Annotated in this window: 20 protein-coding genes and 1 tRNA gene; 13 read left to right on the forward strand and 8 right to left on the reverse strand. The window is 66.4% G+C overall.

Features of this window, described 5'->3' with window-relative positions; translation table 11 throughout:
- Nucleotides 1-137: 137 nt before the first annotated feature.
- From AJAP_RS05850 to AJAP_RS05875, 6 genes are all read right to left on the reverse strand, one after another.
- Nucleotides 138-746: a response regulator transcription factor gene (locus AJAP_RS05850; RefSeq protein ID WP_267284135.1), complete on the reverse strand. Its 609-nt coding sequence runs from the start codon at nt 744-746 to the stop codon at nt 138-140.
- A gap of 153 nt (nt 747-899) precedes the next feature.
- The gene (locus AJAP_RS05855) at nt 900-1,181 is read right to left on the reverse strand and encodes a DUF6235 family protein (protein ID WP_038508866.1); all 282 of its coding nucleotides are present in this window, start codon (nt 1,179-1,181) and stop codon (nt 900-902) included.
- A gap of 92 nt (nt 1,182-1,273) precedes the next feature.
- Entirely contained in the window at nt 1,274-3,583 is a 2,310-nt protein-coding gene (locus tag AJAP_RS05860) for an ATP-binding cassette domain-containing protein (RefSeq protein WP_228694867.1), read from the reverse strand.
- A gap of 125 nt (nt 3,584-3,708) precedes the next feature.
- A complete protein-coding gene (locus tag AJAP_RS05865; protein ID WP_038508868.1) occupies nt 3,709-4,146 on the reverse strand; it encodes an SgcJ/EcaC family oxidoreductase in 438 nt (145 codons plus the stop codon).
- A gap of 12 nt (nt 4,147-4,158) precedes the next feature.
- A complete protein-coding gene (locus tag AJAP_RS05870; RefSeq protein ID WP_038508869.1) occupies nt 4,159-5,328 on the reverse strand; it encodes an acyl-CoA dehydrogenase family protein in 1,170 nt (389 codons plus the stop codon).
- 76 nt (nt 5,329-5,404) lie between these two features.
- Nucleotides 5,405-6,805: a cation:proton antiporter domain-containing protein gene (locus AJAP_RS05875; RefSeq protein WP_038508871.1), complete on the reverse strand. Its 1,401-nt coding sequence runs from the start codon at nt 6,803-6,805 to the stop codon at nt 5,405-5,407.
- A 437-nt stretch (nt 6,806-7,242) separates the two neighbouring features.
- Here AJAP_RS05875 and AJAP_RS05880 point away from each other — a divergent pair, with 437 nt between their 5' ends.
- The 5 genes from AJAP_RS05880 to AJAP_RS05900 all read left to right on the forward strand — a co-directional run bounded on the left by AJAP_RS05880 (nt 7,243) and on the right by AJAP_RS05900 (nt 10,461).
- Nucleotides 7,243-7,530: a hypothetical protein gene (locus AJAP_RS05880; protein ID WP_038508873.1), complete on the forward strand. Its 288-nt coding sequence runs from the start codon at nt 7,243-7,245 to the stop codon at nt 7,528-7,530.
- A gap of 49 nt (nt 7,531-7,579) precedes the next feature.
- Complete coding sequence (locus AJAP_RS05885; protein WP_038508875.1) at nt 7,580-7,888, forward strand: hypothetical protein; 309 nt, start codon at nt 7,580-7,582, stop codon at nt 7,886-7,888.
- Between the two features lie 24 nt (nt 7,889-7,912).
- Nucleotides 7,913-8,431, forward strand: coding sequence for a hypothetical protein (locus AJAP_RS42405; protein WP_051972352.1), 519 nt, complete (start codon nt 7,913-7,915; stop codon nt 8,429-8,431).
- A gap of 174 nt (nt 8,432-8,605) precedes the next feature.
- On the forward strand, nt 8,606-8,971 hold the full coding sequence (locus AJAP_RS05895; protein WP_038508877.1) for an effector-associated constant component EACC1: 366 nt from the start codon (nt 8,606-8,608) through the stop codon (nt 8,969-8,971).
- Entirely contained in the window at nt 8,968-10,461 is a 1,494-nt protein-coding gene (locus AJAP_RS05900) for a caspase family protein (RefSeq protein ID WP_038508879.1), read from the forward strand. Before AJAP_RS05895 ends, AJAP_RS05900 begins: the two co-directional genes overlap by 4 nt.
- A 225-nt stretch (nt 10,462-10,686) precedes the next feature.
- Here AJAP_RS05900 and AJAP_RS42410 read toward each other — a convergent pair whose 3' ends face one another.
- A complete protein-coding gene (locus AJAP_RS42410) occupies nt 10,687-11,034 on the reverse strand; it encodes a hypothetical protein (protein WP_148311454.1) in 348 nt (115 codons plus the stop codon).
- A gap of 249 nt (nt 11,035-11,283) precedes the next feature.
- Here AJAP_RS42410 and AJAP_RS05910 point away from each other — a divergent pair, with 249 nt between their 5' ends.
- The 7 genes from AJAP_RS05910 to AJAP_RS05940 all read left to right on the forward strand — a co-directional run bounded on the left by AJAP_RS05910 (nt 11,284) and on the right by AJAP_RS05940 (nt 16,097).
- A complete protein-coding gene (locus AJAP_RS05910) occupies nt 11,284-12,285 on the forward strand; it encodes a winged helix-turn-helix domain-containing protein (protein ID WP_051972354.1) in 1,002 nt (333 codons plus the stop codon).
- A gap of 249 nt (nt 12,286-12,534) precedes the next feature.
- Nucleotides 12,535-13,008, forward strand: a complete 474-nt coding sequence (locus AJAP_RS05915) for a YbaB/EbfC family nucleoid-associated protein (RefSeq protein ID WP_228694868.1) — start codon at nt 12,535-12,537, stop codon at nt 13,006-13,008.
- Complete coding sequence (locus tag AJAP_RS05920; RefSeq protein WP_038508881.1) at nt 13,005-13,316, forward strand: hypothetical protein; 312 nt, start codon at nt 13,005-13,007, stop codon at nt 13,314-13,316. The genes AJAP_RS05915 and AJAP_RS05920 overlap by 4 nt, the downstream gene beginning before the upstream one ends.
- Nucleotides 13,313-13,696: a hypothetical protein gene (locus tag AJAP_RS05925; protein ID WP_038508883.1), complete on the forward strand. Its 384-nt coding sequence runs from the start codon at nt 13,313-13,315 to the stop codon at nt 13,694-13,696. The genes AJAP_RS05920 and AJAP_RS05925 overlap by 4 nt, the downstream gene beginning before the upstream one ends.
- A complete protein-coding gene (locus AJAP_RS05930; protein ID WP_038508885.1) occupies nt 13,693-14,424 on the forward strand; it encodes a hypothetical protein in 732 nt (243 codons plus the stop codon). Before AJAP_RS05925 ends, AJAP_RS05930 begins: the two co-directional genes overlap by 4 nt.
- Nucleotides 14,421-15,026: a DUF3558 domain-containing protein gene (locus AJAP_RS05935; RefSeq protein WP_228694869.1), complete on the forward strand. Its 606-nt coding sequence runs from the start codon at nt 14,421-14,423 to the stop codon at nt 15,024-15,026. Before AJAP_RS05930 ends, AJAP_RS05935 begins: the two co-directional genes overlap by 4 nt.
- A 450-nt stretch (nt 15,027-15,476) precedes the next feature.
- Nucleotides 15,477-16,097 (forward strand): DUF6000 family protein, encoded by a 621-nt coding sequence (locus tag AJAP_RS05940; protein WP_051972355.1) that lies wholly within the window; start codon nt 15,477-15,479, stop codon nt 16,095-16,097.
- 115 nt (nt 16,098-16,212) lie between these two features.
- On the opposite strand, the gene AJAP_RS05945 is transcribed toward AJAP_RS05940, so the two are convergent.
- Nucleotides 16,213-16,285, reverse strand: a tRNA-Arg gene (locus AJAP_RS05945).
- A gap of 197 nt (nt 16,286-16,482) precedes the next feature.
- On the opposite strand from AJAP_RS05945, the gene AJAP_RS05950 reads away from it, so the two are divergent.
- Complete coding sequence (locus tag AJAP_RS05950; protein ID WP_202965576.1) at nt 16,483-17,610, forward strand: epoxide hydrolase family protein; 1,128 nt, start codon at nt 16,483-16,485, stop codon at nt 17,608-17,610.
- The last annotated feature ends 103 nt before the right edge of the window (nt 17,611-17,713 follow it).

Genomic DNA, 17,713 nt, shown 5'->3' on the forward strand with positions numbered 1-17,713 from the left:
CGTTTGCCTTACCCCTCAATAACTCGCGTGGGCAGAGGTCCGTGAAGGGCCCCTTGAGGGACCACGGACCACGGACCACGGTATCGGCGCGGCGTAAGGGTTGGCCGCAGTGGGCTCTTCGCTACTTCAACGAGAAGTCACAGCCATTCCGCCTCCGTCGCGATGCGGATCGCGTGCACCCGGTTGCGCGCGTTGAGCTTCGTGACGATCGCGGCCAGATAGTTCCGGACCGTGCCGGGCGACAGGAACAGTTCGGCCGCGATGTCGGCGACGGTGCGCCCGCGCGCGGTCACCCGCAGGATCTCGACCTCGCGTGTGGTCAGCGGGCAGTCGTCGGTTTCCCAAGCGGCGAGCGCCAATTCGCTGTCGATCACCCGTCGTCCGATCGCGACCGACCGCACCGCGTTGGCCAGCCTGTCCGACGGCGCGTCCTTGAGCATGAAGCCGTTGACCTTCGCGTCCAGCGCGCGCCGGACCGTGCCGGGACGGCCGAGGCTGGTGAGGATCAGCGTATGACAGCCGGGCAGGCTTTCGCGGAGCTCCATGGCCGCGGTCAGACCGTCTTTGCCCGGCAGATCGATGTCGATGACCGCGACGTCGGGCCGGACGGATTTCGCCGTCGGAAGGATCTGGTCACCCGCGGCGACTTGGGCGACCACTTCTATATCGGATTCCATGTTCAGCAGGGCGACGAGCGCCCCGCGAACCATGTGCATATCTTCGGCAAGCAGCACTTTGATCACCACGAAGCACCTCGCACCCCAGTTCAGTGGCTCCGCCGTCATCCTACGGGATTCTCACCCCATGCGGTGATATCGAAGAATACGCTTTCCGATCATGCGAACGGCATAGGCCGGTCGCGCCAGCGCCCGCGGCCGGATGCCGCAAGGGAAAGCGCTTCAGAGTACGTCCAGCTCTCGCGGCCACTCGACGGGTTCCCTGCTGAGCCCCAGCAACTCGTACTCCGAACGCACCCAATCGATCCGCACCCGGATCGCCAGCGCGGGCGCCACGGTCAGCAGGAATCGGCCGGGACCACCGCCGAGTTTGAAAACCCCGTAGGTCAGGAACGCGGATCCGTCGCAGACGGCGAACAACGCGGTGAAAACCGTCGCGCGTTCGCTTTCCGGAATCGAATCCAGCCATTCCATCCCGCCGGTCAGCACCAGCCGCACCGTCATCCGTGCCTCCTCGCCGCACCGGCTTACAGTATGGCCGCCACCGAGGGCGTGGGGCGTCTCGTCTCCTGCGCCGAACGCGGTGCGGGGACTGCTCAGCCCGCCTGCCGGTAGCGCTTGAGGTACTCGCCGGTCACCGAGCTTTCCGCGGTCAGGAGCTTCTCGGGCGGGCCGGTGAAGACGATCTCGCCGCCGTTCTTGCCGCCACCGGGCCCGAGGTCGATGACCCAGTCCGCCTGTTCGATCACCGCCAGGTCGTGCTCGATCACCACCACCGTGTTGCCCGCGTCGACCATGCCGTTGAGCAGGCCCAGCAACAGGTCGATGTCGGTCAGGTGCAGACCGGTGGTCGGTTCGTCGAGGATGTAGACGTTGCCGCCGCCGCCCGAAAGCCGGTCCGCCAGCTTGATCCGCTGACGTTCACCGCCGGACAGCGTGCTCAGCGCCTGACCCAGCCCGAGATACCCGAGCCCGGTCTCGATCAGCGCGTTCACCTTCGCCAGCACCGGGGCCTCGGTGAAGTACTCCGCCGCCTGTTCCGCGGACAGGTCCAGCACGTCGGCGATCGACTTGCCCCGCAGCTTGTGCGCGAGCACCTCGCCGGAGAACCGGCGCCCGTCGCAGCTCTCGCAGCGCTTCGTGATCGGGTCCATATAGGACACTTCGGTGATCAGCACGCCGCGGCCCTGGCATTCCTCGCAGGCGCCTTGGGAGTTGAAGCTGAACAACGCCGCGTTCGCGCCGCTCGCCTTCGCGAAGAGCTTGCGCACCGGGTCCATCAGGCCGAGGTACGTCGCCGGAGTCGAGCGGGACGACGCCGCGATCGGCGTCTGGTCCACGAAGATCGCGTCCGGATGCGCCTCGCGGAAGACACCGGAGATCAACGAGCTCTTGCCCGAACCCGCGACACCGGTGACGGTGGTGAGCACACCGGCCGGGATGTCGACCGACACGTTCTTCAGGTTGTGCAGCGAGGCTCGCTTGATCGAAAGCTTTCCCTTGGCCTGACGCGGATCCTCCTTGACGGCACCCGAGCGTGCCAGCCCGGCCCCGGTCAACGTCTTGCCGGCGCGCAGCTGCCGGTACGTCCCCTGGAAGACGACCTCGCCGCCGTGCACGCCCGCACGCGGCCCGATCTCGACGACATGGTCGGCGATCTCGATGACGTCCGGGTCGTGTTCGACCACGAGGATCGTGTTTCCCTTGTCCCGCAACGCCCGCAGCAGCTCGTTGAGCCGTCCGACGTCGCGGGGGTGCAGGCCGACGTTGGGCTCGTCGAAGAAGTAGGTCAGCCCGGTCAGGTCGCTGCCCAGGTGCTTGACCAGCTTGAGCCGCTGTCCCTCACCGCCGGACAGCGAAGTCGTCGCCCGGTCCAGTGAAAGGTAGCCGAGGCCGATCGCTTCGATGCGTTCGAGCGCGGCCAGCACGCCCTGCGCCATCGCGGCGGTCTGCTCGTCCTTGACGGACTTGATCAGCTCGATCAGATCGGTGATCTGCAGTTCGCACCACTGCGCGATGTTCTTGCCCGCCAGTTCGGTCGCCAGCGCGGCTTCGCTCAGCCGTCCGCCGCGGCAGGCCGGGCATGGTCCCTCGGTGATGAACTTCTCCGCCTGGGCGCGGGTCTTCTCGCTCATCGATCCGGTGTCGCGTTTGAGGTGGCGGCGGGTGAAATTCGCGACCAGGCCTTCGAACGTCAGCGTCTGCGTCTTGCCGTTCTTGAAGGTGAGCTGGACCTTGCCCTCCTTTCCGTGCAGAAGGGTGTCCATCTCCTTCGCGGTGTACTTGCCGAGCTTCTTGGCCGGGTCGATGGCGTCGTGGTTGGCGTAGAACTGCCAGCCGGGGCTGCCGACCGGGTAGCCCGGCACCAGGATCGCGCCCTCGTCGAGCGATTTCGTCCTGTCGAGCATCAGCTCGGGGTCCGGGCGCAGCGCGCGGCCGATGCCCTCGCAGTCGGGGCACATCCCGTTGGGGTCGTTGAACGAGTACAGCGATGGATTGCCCGCGCTGGGCTTTCCCTGCCGGGAGAACAACACTCGCAGCAGCGGATGGATGTCGGCGACCGTGCCGACCGTCGAGCGCGCGTTCCCGCCGAGCGGGCGCTGGTCGACGACGACCGGGGTGGTCAGGTTCTCGATGCCGTCCACGTGCGGGCGTTCGTGCTTGGGCAACTGGTTGCGGATGAACCAAGGGAAGGTGGCGTTCAGCTGGCGCTGCGCCTCGACGGCGATCGTGTCGAACACCACGGAGGACTTCCCGGAACCCGAAACCCCGACGAAAACCGTGATCTGGTTCTTCGGGATCTCGAGCGAGATGTCCTTCAGGTTGTTCTCGTGAGCGCCGGTGACGCGGATTCCCCCACCCGCGGCGTCCAGGGACATGAACAATCCGGCGGCGATTTCGCGCATGATTCACTTTCCCACCTCCGCGCGCGACGCTCCAAAGGATCGAGCACTTCGGAAGAGGTCAAGCGGACAGGCAGGGCGGAACCCGGGCCCTGAGGAGGGAAGGCCCGGGTTCCGATGTGGAGGGTTCAGGCGGCCGTGCCCGGCTTCGGCAGCTGCTGCTTGGCGGGCGTGTTCTGATAGGACGCCAGCTGCCAGGCGCCGTCCCGTTTGACGACCGTCCACGACGCACGGATCGACTGCGAGTCCGCGACCTCGGTCTCGCCGGGGCCGAGCACCCCGCCCTGGGTGATCAGGACACCGGAGTCCGGGGTGAAGAAGCGGATCTCGAGCGGACGGCCGGTGACCTGGGTTCCCTTGTAGTTGCCCGCGAACGATTCCACGAGGAACGCCCGGATGTCGTCGCGGCCCTTCCTGAACACACCGGGGAGGATCATCGTGCCGTCCTCGGTGAAGACACCGGCGAAGGCGTCGGCGTCGTGGTACGCCCACGCGGCGATCACCTTCTGGGTCAGCGCCGCGATCGCCGCCTGGTCGGCTGCCGTGCCGGTTTCGGTCGTGGTCATCGGAGGATCCTCCTAGATGTAGAGGGTGTTGGGCTCGAGCCCGCAGAGCACGCGGCCGTACAGCTCGGTGTTGGTGTTGGGGTGCATCAGCGCGTGGAGGTTGACCGCGGCGACGTCGCGGGCGATGCGCTGGATCGGGATGCCGTGGTAGATCGACGAGCCACCGGAGGCGGCCGCGAGGATGTCGATGCCTTCCTTGGCCCGGCGGACCACGGCGCCGAGGTCGGCCCGCGCGATCGCGCGTTCCTCGAGTTTCCACGGGCTGCCGTCCGCGGTCTTCGTGTCGACCAAAGTGGACAGACGGTGCGCGTGGAACCCGGCCTCGTCGATCTTCAGCGCGGCTTCGGCCACCTGGTGGTGCGTGATCGGGGCCTCGCGCTGGGATTCGTAGGCGGTGTAAGTGATCTTGCGGTCCGGCAGGCGCTTGAGGAAGGTTTCCTGCGCGCCCCGCGCCATCCCGACCAGCGTGCCCACCGACGACGCCGAGGCGACCGGCAGCAGCGGCGCCCGGTAGATCGAGGCCGAAGCCCCGCCCTGGCCTTCCAATACCGCAGGCAGTGGGAGCACACGCTCCGCCGGGATGAAGACGTCCTGCGCCACCGTGGACACGCTGCCGGTGCCGCGCAGACCCGAGGTGTCCCAGTCGTCCACGACCAGCAGATCCGAGATCGGCACCAGCGCCATGATCGGGTACGGCTCGCCCTCCGGCGGCACGAGGATCGCGATGATCTCCTGCCACTGCGCGTGCAGGGCCCCGCTGATGAAGCCCCATTTGCCGTTCACCACGACCCCGCCGTCGACCGGCGCGGCCATCGCGGACGGGCTCAGCGTGCCGCAGACGCGCACGTCCGGGGTGGCGAACACCTCGTCCTGCACCGCCTCCGGGAACTGGCAGGCCATCCAGGTCGGGATCCAGTACACCGAGGCCACCCAGGAGGTCGAGCCGTCGGCCCGGCCGATCTCGGTGGCGACGTCGACCAGGGTGCGGGTGTCGGCCTCGTAGCCGCCGTAACGCTTGGGGCGGCGCAGCTTGAAGACTCCGGCCTCGGCCAGTGCTTCGATGGATTCCTCGTGCACCCGCCGGTTCTGTTCCTGCCAGGCCGAGTGCTTCTTCAGTGCGGGTGCCAGTTCGGCCACGCGGCGAACCAGTTCCTCCCGCGTCGGAACATCGGTGCTCGACACCTTGACCTCCTAGATCGTCGACTGGTCCAGCTTCGCAGCGGACGGACGCCGAGACGTCTTCCCGCTTGCCGGTGCGTCAAGCTGCCGCACGTTCGGAGGTGCGGCCGAGGAAATCCACCACGTTCTGGCCGTCGCGGCGGGCGAACCAGGTCGCCATCGGCGCCGCCATCGCGGTCGAGACCAGCGCCATGATCACCAGCATGGTGAACAGCGTCGGGGAGAGCACGCCGAGATCGAGCCCGATGTTGAGCACCACCAGTTCGGTCAGGCCGCGGCAGTTCATCAGCGCGCCCACCTGCAGCGACCGATTCCAGTTCTCGCCGACCGCCCGCGCGGCCAGTGCCGAGCCGCCGAACTTGCCCGCGACGGCCACGAGCAGGATCGCGCCGCACCAGAGCCACGCGCCGCCGCCGGAAAGCAGGCCGAGGTCGGTGCGCAATCCGCTGTAGGCGAAGAACAACGGCAGCATCAACGCCGTCGTCAGCCCACCGGCCTTGTCGTGCAGCCAGGTCGCCACCGGGTTGTCGCGGGGGAACACCACCCCGAACACGAACGCGCCGAACATCGCGTGCACGCCGATCCACTCGGTCGCCATGGCGCATATCAGCACCCCGACCACCGAGAGCGGCGCGACCCGGTGCAGCCGTACCGCCGGAGCGCCGGCCACGAACTTCCGCAGCAGGGGCCGCACCACCAGGCCGAGCAGTGCCACGAAGGCCGCGGTGAGTACGACCGTCAGCACCACGCCGAACAGCGAGGAAGCAGTGGTCAGCGCGATCACGAGTGCCAGCAGGCTCCACGCGGTCACGTCGTCCACCACCGCGCAGGTCAGCGCCACCACGCCGATCTCGCTGCGGAAGAGCCCGATCTCGTGCAGGATCCGCACCAGCACCGGCAACGCCGTGATGCTCATCGACACCCCGAAGAACAGCGCGAACGGCAGGAATCCACCGCCCGCCCCGAACCGGGTGTAGGCGACCATGGCGAGCCCGACGCCGAGCAGGAACGGCAGCGCGATGCTGACGTGACTGACGACCAGCGCGAGCCGTCCGCGGCCGCGCAACAGCCTGGTGTCCAGTTCCAGCCCGGCGAGGAACACGAAGAAGATCACGCCGAGCTGCGCCACGACGTTCAGTTGCGGCACCGCCGCCTTCGGGATCAGCACGGCCGCGCCCGAAGGCCACAACGCACCGAGCACGGACGGGCCGAGCAGGATGCCCGCGGTGACCTCGCCGATCACCGCGGGCTGCCCGATCCGCTGGGCCAGCCACCCGACCATCTTGCAGGCGCCGACCACCACGGTGATCGCCAGCAGGAGCTGGGCCAGTGAAGGTCCGGTCGCCTCCTTCGCGGCGGCCACACCGGCACCGCCTTCGCCCTGCCCCAGCAGGATGATCGCGGCCACCACGGGGACCACGACCAGTCCTATGTAGACGAACAATGCCCGGCGACCGGGTCGGGGTTCGCTCTCCACCATGTCCCTTCCGCTCAACGTTCGGTGACGTTCGCGACCAACCGTCGAGGGTGATCGGATCGTGCCGACAGCCGGAATTGCTTGACCGAAGCTAACAATCCCGAATGGAGATCCAGTCAAGAACCGGTTGTCTCGTAACGCTTTTCGGGACAGCAGTCGAAGAGACGCTCCCAGTGCCTCCCGCACCGCCGGACGACCACGGGGCGCCACAGGCCATGCGTCGATCGGACGCACGCTTACTCCACCCGATGCTGTGCCGGCCTCGTGGCCCGGCGGCGCGGTGACGACTCGGACACGGAGGCGTGACAGGTCGTCACGTCGGATTGGTCGGCGTTCGCCGCTCTGGTTTTCACGGTCGTGTGGCGAGATTCTGGATATCGCGCGCCGATCGGCCGCCCGACTACACCGGGAAAACGATCACGGTGAACGAAATAAGACATATGTTCAAAGGGAAGCCGACCAGTACGAAGACCGACTTCTCCCTGGACAACCACGAGCGGGTCCCGGTGTTCACCTCGTACTACGAGACCGGGGCGGGCACGTCGTTCGACTACTGGTACATCGACTTCACCGACGGCGAAGACACCTACACGGTGCCGAGCAACTTCTACTGCTCCCTCACCAAGTTCGACGAAGGCATGAACGTCGAACTGAGCTTCGACCTGGAGCTCTTCTACGTGAACCCGCCGCAGTCCAGTAGTTGTCGTAAGACGCTCGACAAGTCGTGACTCCGGGCACTGCCCGACTTGCCTGGCGAATCACACCGATCGCGAAGTCGTGGTCGACGTCGTGCGACATTCCTGCTCCGGCAGGCACGTGGCGGAGCGAACGGGCTTCGTGCTGCGCGCGGGCGAGCGGGTCCACGTTTTCGGCGCCCGATTCGACGACGACACCGAACCTGGCCGCGACCATTGGTACGTCGAGTTCACCTGCGAGGGCAGAGCATATCGGCCGCGCGACAATTTCCATTGCGACTTGTCCGTCGAGGACGACGGAACAGCTGTCGAACTCGCATTCACCTGGGATCGGTTCAGTGCGAGTCACGTGAGCGTCAGCTGCGATACGAAAATTCGCGAGCGACGCTGATGAGTCGACGACCAAGGGAAAATCATGAAGAACCTTTTCACGTCCACTTCGCGCGCCGCCGGGACACTGGCGGTCATCGTGCTGGTCGCGGCCGGGATCGCGCCCGCGGCCGAAGCGTCCGTGTTCTCGACTTCGCCCGGTACGATCGCAGCCGGACCGGACGAAGTCGAGAACAGACCGTCGCCGGTCTCGGCGAGAGGCCCCGGGGACGCGGTGATCACCTGCACACCCAAGGTGCATCACCCGCACCATTCCACCCACCGGCCCGGCAGGGTCAACGTCGTCGTCGAAGTCCGCTGCACGGCGCAGGTGGCGAGGATCAGGATCCGGGCACGGCTGTACCGCGACCGGACCAGGGTGTCCGTTTCCGACGAGCGGAACGTGCACAACACCTGGGGAGCGCAGAACAACGCGGCCACGGACTGCAGGGACGGTAAATACAAGGGCTGGATGCGCTTCATCGTCGACTTCCCGGTCCGCTTCAGGCCGGATTCCGGCGAAAGCAGCGGCATGGGCAGGTTGGTGCGGATCGTCTGCCCGTGATCACCGGAGCCGGGGAACCCTCAGCCGGTGGCGGTACCTGGAGCCGCCCGCGGTCGTTCGAAACTGGACACTGATGCCGGCGAGCCGATTCACTCCACCGAACCGGGCACACCTTAGCCAGGACGCGCTACCCTCCGGAGTTGGCTGAAGACGCACTGCGTTGGGAGTTCGACGATGGAGCAGGCAGCGGAGATCACGATTCTCGACGGAGTTCGCCTCGACGCCGAACGGCGGTTCCTCCACGACTGGTTCCGGACTGCTCCCGGGTTTCGCGGCGCAGTACGCACACCGGCGCCGCCTCCGGAGTCCGGAAAGCTCGGTGGTGTCTCCGACGTGCTGGTCGTGGTTTTCGGGGCCGGTGGAACCGCTACGTTGTTGGTCAAGCACATGGCGGATTGGCTTGTCGCTCGTCGTCCCAAGGTGCACATCAAGGTCACCGGTCCCGACGGCCGGACTGTCGAGGTCGAAACAGAAAACCTGACCGGAGATCAGCTCAGCGACGTGGTGTCGAAGGTCGTGCACCCCGAAGACAAGGCATGAACGTCCCACATTCCGCCACCTCCTCGGCGGTCCTGGTCGGGAGCAGCCGCTTCGCCGACCATGAACTGCTCAACGTCCCATCGATCCGCACCAACGTCCACGACCTCGCCTTCGAGCTCTCGCTCGAAGGGCACGGTTTCCTGGCTCCGAGCAGGATCACGTCGCTGATCGACAAGGAATTGGCCGAGGTCGGAGGCGCCGTGCGGCAGGCCTGTGCCACGGCGACCGATCTCCTCGTCGTGTACTACGCGGGCCACGGCCACCTCGATCACGCCGGCGAACTGTACTTGAGCCTGCCGGGGACTTCTCCGGATCTCCTGGCATGGACGGCCATTCCGTGTGCGGCATTGCTCGCGGAGATCGACGCTTCGCCCGCACGGCAGCGGATCCTGATTCTGGACTGCTGCTACGCGGGCCGCGCGGCGCTCGGAGGGGAACCTCAGGAAGGCCTCATCCAGCAACTGCCCGAGCCGGAACGGACCTTTGTGCTCGCCGCGACACCAGCCCACACCCGCGCTGATGCACCCGTCGGTGCCAGGTACACCGCCTTCACCGGCGAGCTGATCGAGCTACTACGTCACGGCGCACCCGGAGGCCCCGGCCTCCTCGACGCGGAGTACGTCTGTAGTCAGTTGCAGACCCGGCTCACCCGTCGTGGACTGCCGGCGCCCTGTCGCAAGGCGACCGGTGGCATCCGGCCGGTCCTGATCGGGCGGAACCCCGCCGCCGGCACCTTCGCGCCGGAAGAACCCGCGCCCCGCGTCGACGGCCAGGGGGAGGCCGGCGCCCCTGTGCTGCCGGCGCGGTCAGAGCGGCTGTCCTGGGTTCCTGATCCCGCGGGAGATGTGGTCCGGCGGCTGGACTCGATCGTGGAACAGGCACATGCAGCAGATGGGATGGGTGGCGCCGGCCGCCCTGAACGCGCGGCAGCGCTCCTCGAGGAGCTGATCGCCGATGCTGCCCTGCTCGTCGGCCAGGATGACCGTCACGTTGTTCTGTTGAAAATCAAGCGGGCCGGCTGGCTGAGGCGAGCCGGCGCGATAGCCGAGTGTCTCGAGGTGTGTGAAGACGTCCTGTCCGGATACGACGAGCTGGATCTCGACAACCAGTGGACCCGGGCCGTGGTCATCGACTACGCCCACGTCCTCGGTGAGACCGGGGACTTCACCAAGGCGAACGAGTACGTCGACCTGGTCACAGCCGAGACCGATGGGCTCGTCGACGACTACGACCTCGAGCCGGTCGTTGAACTTCGCTTGGCGCGCATCGAGTGGGAACGCCGAGGTGGAGACCTGGCGCGGGCGGCCCGGCTTGCCGCCGACCTGCTGGGGTACCTGAGAGCCCGCAAAGGATTCTCCGGCAATCTGACCTGGCAGGCCGAGAAGGTCTACACGAAGCTGATCAAGAAGATCGGCCTGCGCCCCGGCCTGAGATTCCGGCTGCGTGCCGCGCGCACCACGGCAGGCACCATCCTCAAGGACAACTGGTGACCTGCTCTGCTCAACTTTGGGCGCTGGCACGTATTCAGAGGCGTAGCGAGGATTTGACTGGACTGCATCGCGCCATTACGTCTCGTCGTTGCTGAGCACTGTGGCGAGCCCTCGAACCGGCATTACGCGCACGATGATGGCCCGGGTTCCGTAGTGGTGTTTCGTCGGCGACGGAGTAGTGGTGACCGTGGCGCCGGGCTGAGGGCTCGGCACCACGGTCTCAGCTCAGCACTTCTTCGTCGAGCCACCGTTGCTGAGGTACTTGTCGGAGAACCAGCCTTCGCGCTGTGTGCCCGCGACACGTCCCCAAGTCCAGGTGCTCACGCCGCCGACCGACTCGCCTGAAGTCCAGCAGTGGTAGTAGATCAGCGTGTTGCTGCCAGCTTGTCCCAGTGGCTCGCAGGAGGTGTGCGGCCCGGTCCGGTAGCGCAGAACCGTTGTCGTCCGGCCCGAGCCGCTGTCCTTGTTCGAATGCGCGTGACTGCAGTCCATGATCTGAACAGGTCCGGCGTGCGTTCCCGCGGGTGCGGCCGTGGCTGTCCCGCCGACGCTGACCAGCGTCGCCGCGACCACGGCAGGCAGTGTGAGCAAGGCGCGGGTTAACGATTTTCTCATCATTCTCCCTCTCGATCGGTCTTTTCCGATGTGAATGCGTCGCCGTGAAGACGCAATGGAAATTATTCGACGGCCCCAGTTGAGGAGTAACCTATCTCGGGAACTCGATCCAGTAGATCGCATGACCAGTTTCTGGCACTCTCGACTGCGCTGCCATGTGTTCAACCACAACTGAAACGTGCGGCTCAGTCGCATCTGGGGGATGACGTGCTGAAGGTGTTTTTTACTGCAGAAGACTTGCTTAAGGTCACCGTGGCGGACACACCCGCTCCGCTGATGGAACTTGTCCTCGCGCTGATGACGCTGCAGCGCCGCGACAATCGCTACGTCTTCGGTGGCTGGCGAAGACGGACGGCACGCGGTCTGCCCGTGCAGGCCGAGCCGCTACTGCAGTTGTTGTCTCCTACCGGTATCGGACCCCTGTTCCTCGACCCGCCGAGTGCCGGGCTGGAGGATGGCTTGTCTCAGGTTCTCGCTACCGACCGAGCGGTCGTCGAGGCGGAATTGCGACGGATCTGCGCGGTCGACCGGCCGCGGACCGCCTGGATCCGGCAGCTTGCCGCACAGGATCGCCACGCTTGGCGCATCCTCGAGCACGCCATCACGGAGGCGCACAGACACATCTTGGCCGTGGAGTGGCCACGGCTCCAGGTCGCCTTCCACGCTGAAGCGGCCTGGCGCGCGCATTTCCTTGCCCGGCATGGGCTTGAGCGCACCTTCACAAGCCTGTCCGTCGGGTTGCGATGGCGCGAGATGAGCCTGGAGATCAATGCGCCCGGCACTGACAGGGAAGTGACGTTGCGCGGCGAAGGCGTGGTGCTCCTGCCGTCACTGTTCTGGACTGGCCGGGTTCTCGTGGCGCCACAGCCTGCCGGACCGGCGTTAATCGTCTACCCGGCCCTCACACCGCTTCCCTTGCACGATGCCGACACGGTCGGCGATCCTCTCGCGGCACTGCTGGGCGGCACACGAGCGGACACCTTGCGTGCTCTGACGAAGCCGCACACCACGACCGAACTTGCGCGCACCCTGAATGTCTCCGTCCCCGCGGCCTCGATGCAAGCCAGAACCCTGCGCGACGCCCGGCTGATCACCACCCATCGCGACGGCAAAGCCGTCCTGCATTGGTGCACGCCACTCGGCGTCGGTTTGATCGCAGCTCCAACAACCGAGCCCATGAATCACCGCGGCGTTGTCGCGGGTGGATAACGCAACCGGTCGGTGTGCGGAAACGCTGCACGGCGCCGCGCTGTGGCCCGGTCAGAGGTCCGGAAGCCCTCGACGAGGGCCGCTGGTCGAGGTGACTGGGCCCGTGCGGCGAATGACGAGACACAGGATCGAGGTTCGACTACGCTGGCCACTCGGCCGATTACGCTCGTGTAGTAATCGCGGGCGTCGCGGTCAGGCCGTGGGGGCGGCTGTAAGGAGTATGTCGGGCGACGGGGAGGGCGAGCCGGCGTGTCATTGAATGTGGCCAAGCTGCGGCAGCAGGCTGGTGAGCTTGATGCTGAGCTGGAGCAGGCCCGGTTTACCGGGCGATCGGCTGACGGTATCGCGTCGGCGGTGGTGACCGGCCGGGGCGAACTGGTGGATCTGACGATCGCGGATCATGTGATCCGGAGTACGCATCCACAGCGGCTGGGGCCCGCGGTGCTGGAGGCGGTGTCGGCGGCCCGGCGGGCGGCCGCCGAGGTCGGTGTCGCCAAGGTCCGGGCGGTGGTGGACAAGGACCAGGAGTGGATGCCCGAACCCGCCTCTAATCCTGTGGCACCTCAGAGGAACAACGTCACGACGTCATCTGCTCCCCGTGCCGCGGCGGCGGCCGTGCCACGTGGAGCGCGTCCCGATACCGGGGAGGTCGAGGAGGAGAGTTTCGATCAGCTCGACTTCCTGGACGCTGATCCCGAAGACGAGGGGCGGGACCGCTGGTGAGCTACCAGGACGAGCTGTATCACCTGGCGCGAGAAATCGACGCGACGGTGGCCGCGGTCGAGCAGGCCGCGACGAGCGCGGCGCGGGATCGCGTCACGTGGACGTTGCCGGGGGATCTGGGGTCGGTGACGGTGACCGCGGGCGGTGAGCTGGTCGATGTGTCGGTGGACGTGGCCGCGATGAAGGACTACAGCGCGCCGAGCCTGTCGCGTCAGCTGCTGCTGGGAATCCAGCGGGCGGAGGAGACCGCGGCCCAACGGTACGAGACGGCCATCGCTGCAGTTCGGGATGAGGAGCGGCTGGTATGAGCTTTCCCGATCCGTTCGACCCCGGCCCCGGCCAGGGCTATCACGTCTATCCCGAGAAGTTGCGAGCCGCGGCCGACACAATTGCTGAGGCAGCGGACCTGCTGCAGAACTTCGCGATCGTGGACCTGGCGAACGTCGCGCTCGGCCCCTACGACTTGGGTTTGCCGGGAACGGCGACGAACCTGATGCCCGGGCTCAACGGCCTGGGGACGGTGGACCGGTACAACGCGGCCATCGACACGATTCAACGGATCACGGCCGAGAATTCGGCCCAGCTCGCCGTGCTGAGCGCGGCGTTGGGCAAGGCCGCGAACCACTATGAACAGCTGGATCAGGAAGCGTACGACCGGATGAAGAAGCTGGAGGGTGAGATCAAATGACCACCTCCGACCCGGGCCAGGCCGCCGCGGAACTCGCCACCATGACCTATCCGGAGGCCGCGGACGCGAAGATCCGGGAGTACGCGGACCTGATCGGCGCGCACGGGATCATCGGGCTGCTCGACAAGCTCCGCGTGTTCGTCGCCGGCAACTTGGAAAAGACGCTGGATCTCGCGGGTGTGTTCGCCAGGCAGAGCAAGTTGAAGGACGCCGCCGAGAAGGTCAATGACGCTAAGCTGTCGCTCAATGCCGCGTGGCATGGTGACGCGTTCGACCAGTACTCCATGTATTCCGGGATGGCCGTCGACAGCCTGAACAAGGGCCAAGCCTCCGTCACGAGCCTGACCAAAACGGTGAGCACGGTCGCGATCACGGTGATCGACACGTACAAGAACCTGTTGCTCGCGCTCGGGAACTGTGCGGCGAACCTCGCGCAGCTGAGCGGGAAGTTCGCGATCGTTCTCGGGTCGTTGGTCGTCCCGCCACTGGCGGTGTTGTCGGCCAAGGACTTCGTGGACGCGATCAACTCGGCGTTCGAGAAGTTCTGGCGTGACTGCAACACCCTCCTCGCCGGCATGATCACCAACATCGGGGCGCTGGTCGGGAGCGGTCTCGAGCTGACGGCCATCGAGACTACCTTCCCCAAGATCCCGGATGTCGGCACGAGTGCCGAGGTGGTCGGGGAACCCCGTCGCTGGCGGATCAAACCGGGAGCCGATCCTTCGTGAAACCACGTCTCGCCCGAGGACTCGCCCTGCTGATGGCCGGTGGCCTGGCGGTGCTGGCCGGCTGCGGAACGAGCCCGCCACCGACACCGCCGGAACCGTCGGTGTCGGTCCCGCCGATCCCCGCACAGCTGAACGGCGCCAAGTTCAAGGCAGATCCGTGCACGGCGATCACCGTGGAACAGCTGCAGAGCATCGGCTTCAGTGACAACGGCACCCAGCAGCGCGGCAGGGACGGGGAATGCTTCGTCGCGTTCGGCAAATCGGTCGAGGTGACCGCATCGTGGCATCCGGTGCTGGAGGACAGCAACAACATCGGCGCGCTGTACCGCGATCACGCGAGTGGCCGCCATAACCCGAAAAACTGGGAAGAAGTCACGATCAACGGTTACCCCGCGGTGATCACGGACATCGAGGAGAACGTCCTGACCAAGCAGGACGAGGGACCGCTGGCGTGCAGGCTGGCTCTCGGGGTCGATGACACCACACTCGTGTACGTCGGCGCCAACACACGCGGTCGTGAGGAAGCCGGCCCCTGGAAGAACGATCCCTGCGGCGCGGCCAAGAAGATCTCCGAGTTCGTCCTCGACAACCTCCGCAGCTAGGTGCGGAGGTCTGGCCCGCGAAACGGCAAGCGGAAGCCCGCGGCGGACGTGGCGCAAGGCGTCGAAACTCTCGCAACTGCTCGTTGATTCCGCACTGTGACGGACCTGCCAGCACCAGCGTGAAGTCCCATTGGGAAAGTCCGGGGGCGGGAAGGTCGATGACGACGTCTGCCGGCGAGCCGGTGCCAGAGCCAAGGACGACGCAACCCGTGTCCACGGTGAAGGCCGCATGAGCAGGCTGATCGTTGTTGGTGACGACTGCGATGAAAATAATGTCTTCGCGAAGTTTTGAAGCGCGTATTTATCCACTTTTGATGGCGCGAACTCGAATCGCAACCAGTGGGGAGCCAGTGGCGACTGGCTCACGGCCTGGCTATTTCTAAGGGGAGCGTGGTCGCGGCGCCCCGGAAAACGGTGGCATGACCCCGGCATCACCGGCACGATGCAGTCATGCACCGTCCCGATGACGCCAACGCGCTGACGGAACTGATCCCGCGGTACGTGACACCGGGACGGCGTTACCTTCGACTCGGCGGAGGACTGCTGCGGCCCGAGGTCGCTGACCGAGCCGCGTTCCTGCGGGAGTTGTCGGAGGCCGCCTCGCGCATCACCGACGCGGAACTCGGGGTCCTGCTGGACAAGGGCGGGTGGCGCGAACGCAAGACCGCCGCATGGTTCGTCGCGGTAAACGGTCGGATCCGGTTTCGCGACACGCTCGGCGCTCTTCTCCTCGCCAGCGAAAGCCCTAATGCCGGCCGGGCGTACTGCGTGGCACTGACCTGCCTCGGCACCGAAGGCGACGCGGCCTACCTCATCGCCTACCTCGACCGGTATCTGCTCCGTCCGGACCTCGACTACGACCAGAGCGAAGCATTGGGCGCACTCTTGTGCCTCGACGAGGCACTCGGAACCGACCACGCCACGCGCTTCATCGAACCCCGCGGTCTCTGGTGGCGATTCTGCGCCGACATCCCCGCCGGAGCCGTCGTACCTCCGCCGCAACACGCACAGCGGTTCATGGGCCAGATGTGTGCACTCGCCATGGAAAGTGCGCGCTCCGGATCACCTTGAGGAACGTCGCTTAGCACCATGCGAGACGTCACCGGGATGTTTGGTCGGAGAGTCCATGTCACGAATCATGGTTTGATCGATGTGGGTGAACAGCCGAAAGTGCTGTTCACCAGTGTGCCCTCGGCAGGATTCGAACCTGCGACACCTGCCTCCGGAGGGCAGTGCTCTATCCCCTGAGCTACGAGGGCGTTGCCGCCTGAGCGACGTTGGAAGCTTAGCGCATGTCCCCGTGGGCTCTCGCGAGTGGTGGTCGTTAACCGGCGCGGCGCTCGACGAGGCGGCCCTGGATGGCTCTGACCAGGTCTTTCAGCTGGTTCAGGCGCAAGAGTGAGCCGTTGGGCAGCCGAAATGCGTAGCGTTGGTGGTACCGACGAACTGGGAGGACCTGGTGATCGAACCGTTCGAGGTGAGGATCCCCGAATCCGACATCGAAGACCTGCGCGTCCGGCTGCGCGCGACGCGCTGGCCCGAGCCTGCCACCGTCGACGATTGGGAGCAGGGGGTCCCGCTGGAGTTCGCGCGGGAGTTGTGCCGGTATTGGGCGGAGGACTACGACTTCGGACTGGCCGCCCGGGTCAACGCTTTCCCGGGCTTCAAGACCACTGTGGACGGTCTCGGCATCCACTTCCTGCACGTTCGCTCGCCGGAGCCGGACGCGACACCGCTCGTGCTCACGCACGGCTGGCCGGGTTCGGTCGTGGAGTTCCTCGACGTGCTCGGTCCGCTGACCGATCCCGCCGCGCACGGGGGCGATCCCGCGGACGCGTTCCACGTCGTGGCGCCGTCGTTGCCGGGGTTCGGCTGGAGTGACAAACCATCGTCGACCGGGTGGAACGTCGAGCGCATCGCCCGGGCTTGGGACGAGCTGATGGGGCGGCTCGGTTACGAGCGGTACGCCGCGCAGGGCGGCGACTGGGGTGCGGGGGTGACGAACATGCTCGCCAAGGTGGCCCCGGAGCGGCTGATCGGCGTCCACGTGAACATGGCGGGCGTCGCGTACGACGAGTCCGTTCTCGGCGAGCCGACGGCGGAGGAGAAGGCGGCGATCGGCGACCTCGCGCGGTTCCGCGCAGTCGGGTCCGCGTACGCGCAGCAGCAGGCCACGCGTCCGCAGACGGTGGGCTACGGGCTCACCGACTCGCCGGCGGCGCAGGCCGCGTGGATCGCCGAGAAGTTCTGGGAGTGGACCGACAACGACGGCTCGCCGGAGACCGCGTTGTCCTGGCAGCAGATGCTCGACGCGATCTCCGTCTACTGGTTCACCGCGACGGCGGCCTCGTCGGCGCGGATCTACTGGGAGAACAAGGAGCGCGACGTCAGCGCCGTTGAAGTTCCTTCGGGTATCTCCATCTTCCCTCGCGAGATCATCCGGCCGTCCCGGCGTTGGGCGGAGCTGCGCTACACCGATCTTCGCTGGTACGAGGTGCTGGCCGAGGGCGGCCACTTCGCCGCGTTCGAGCAGCCCGAGGCCTTCGTCGGCCAGTTGCGGGGGTTCTTCCGGTCGCTTCGGTAGCGGTGCGTGGCGGTTTCAGGTTTCGGGAAGGCCCTCCTGGGGGATGGCTTCCTTGTGTGGCTTAAGACATGGTGAACTTAGGCTCACCTGTATTGCACATATG

This window comes from Amycolatopsis japonica (assembly GCF_000732925.1).
Lineage (GTDB): Bacteria > Actinomycetota > Actinomycetes > Mycobacteriales > Pseudonocardiaceae > Amycolatopsis > Amycolatopsis japonica.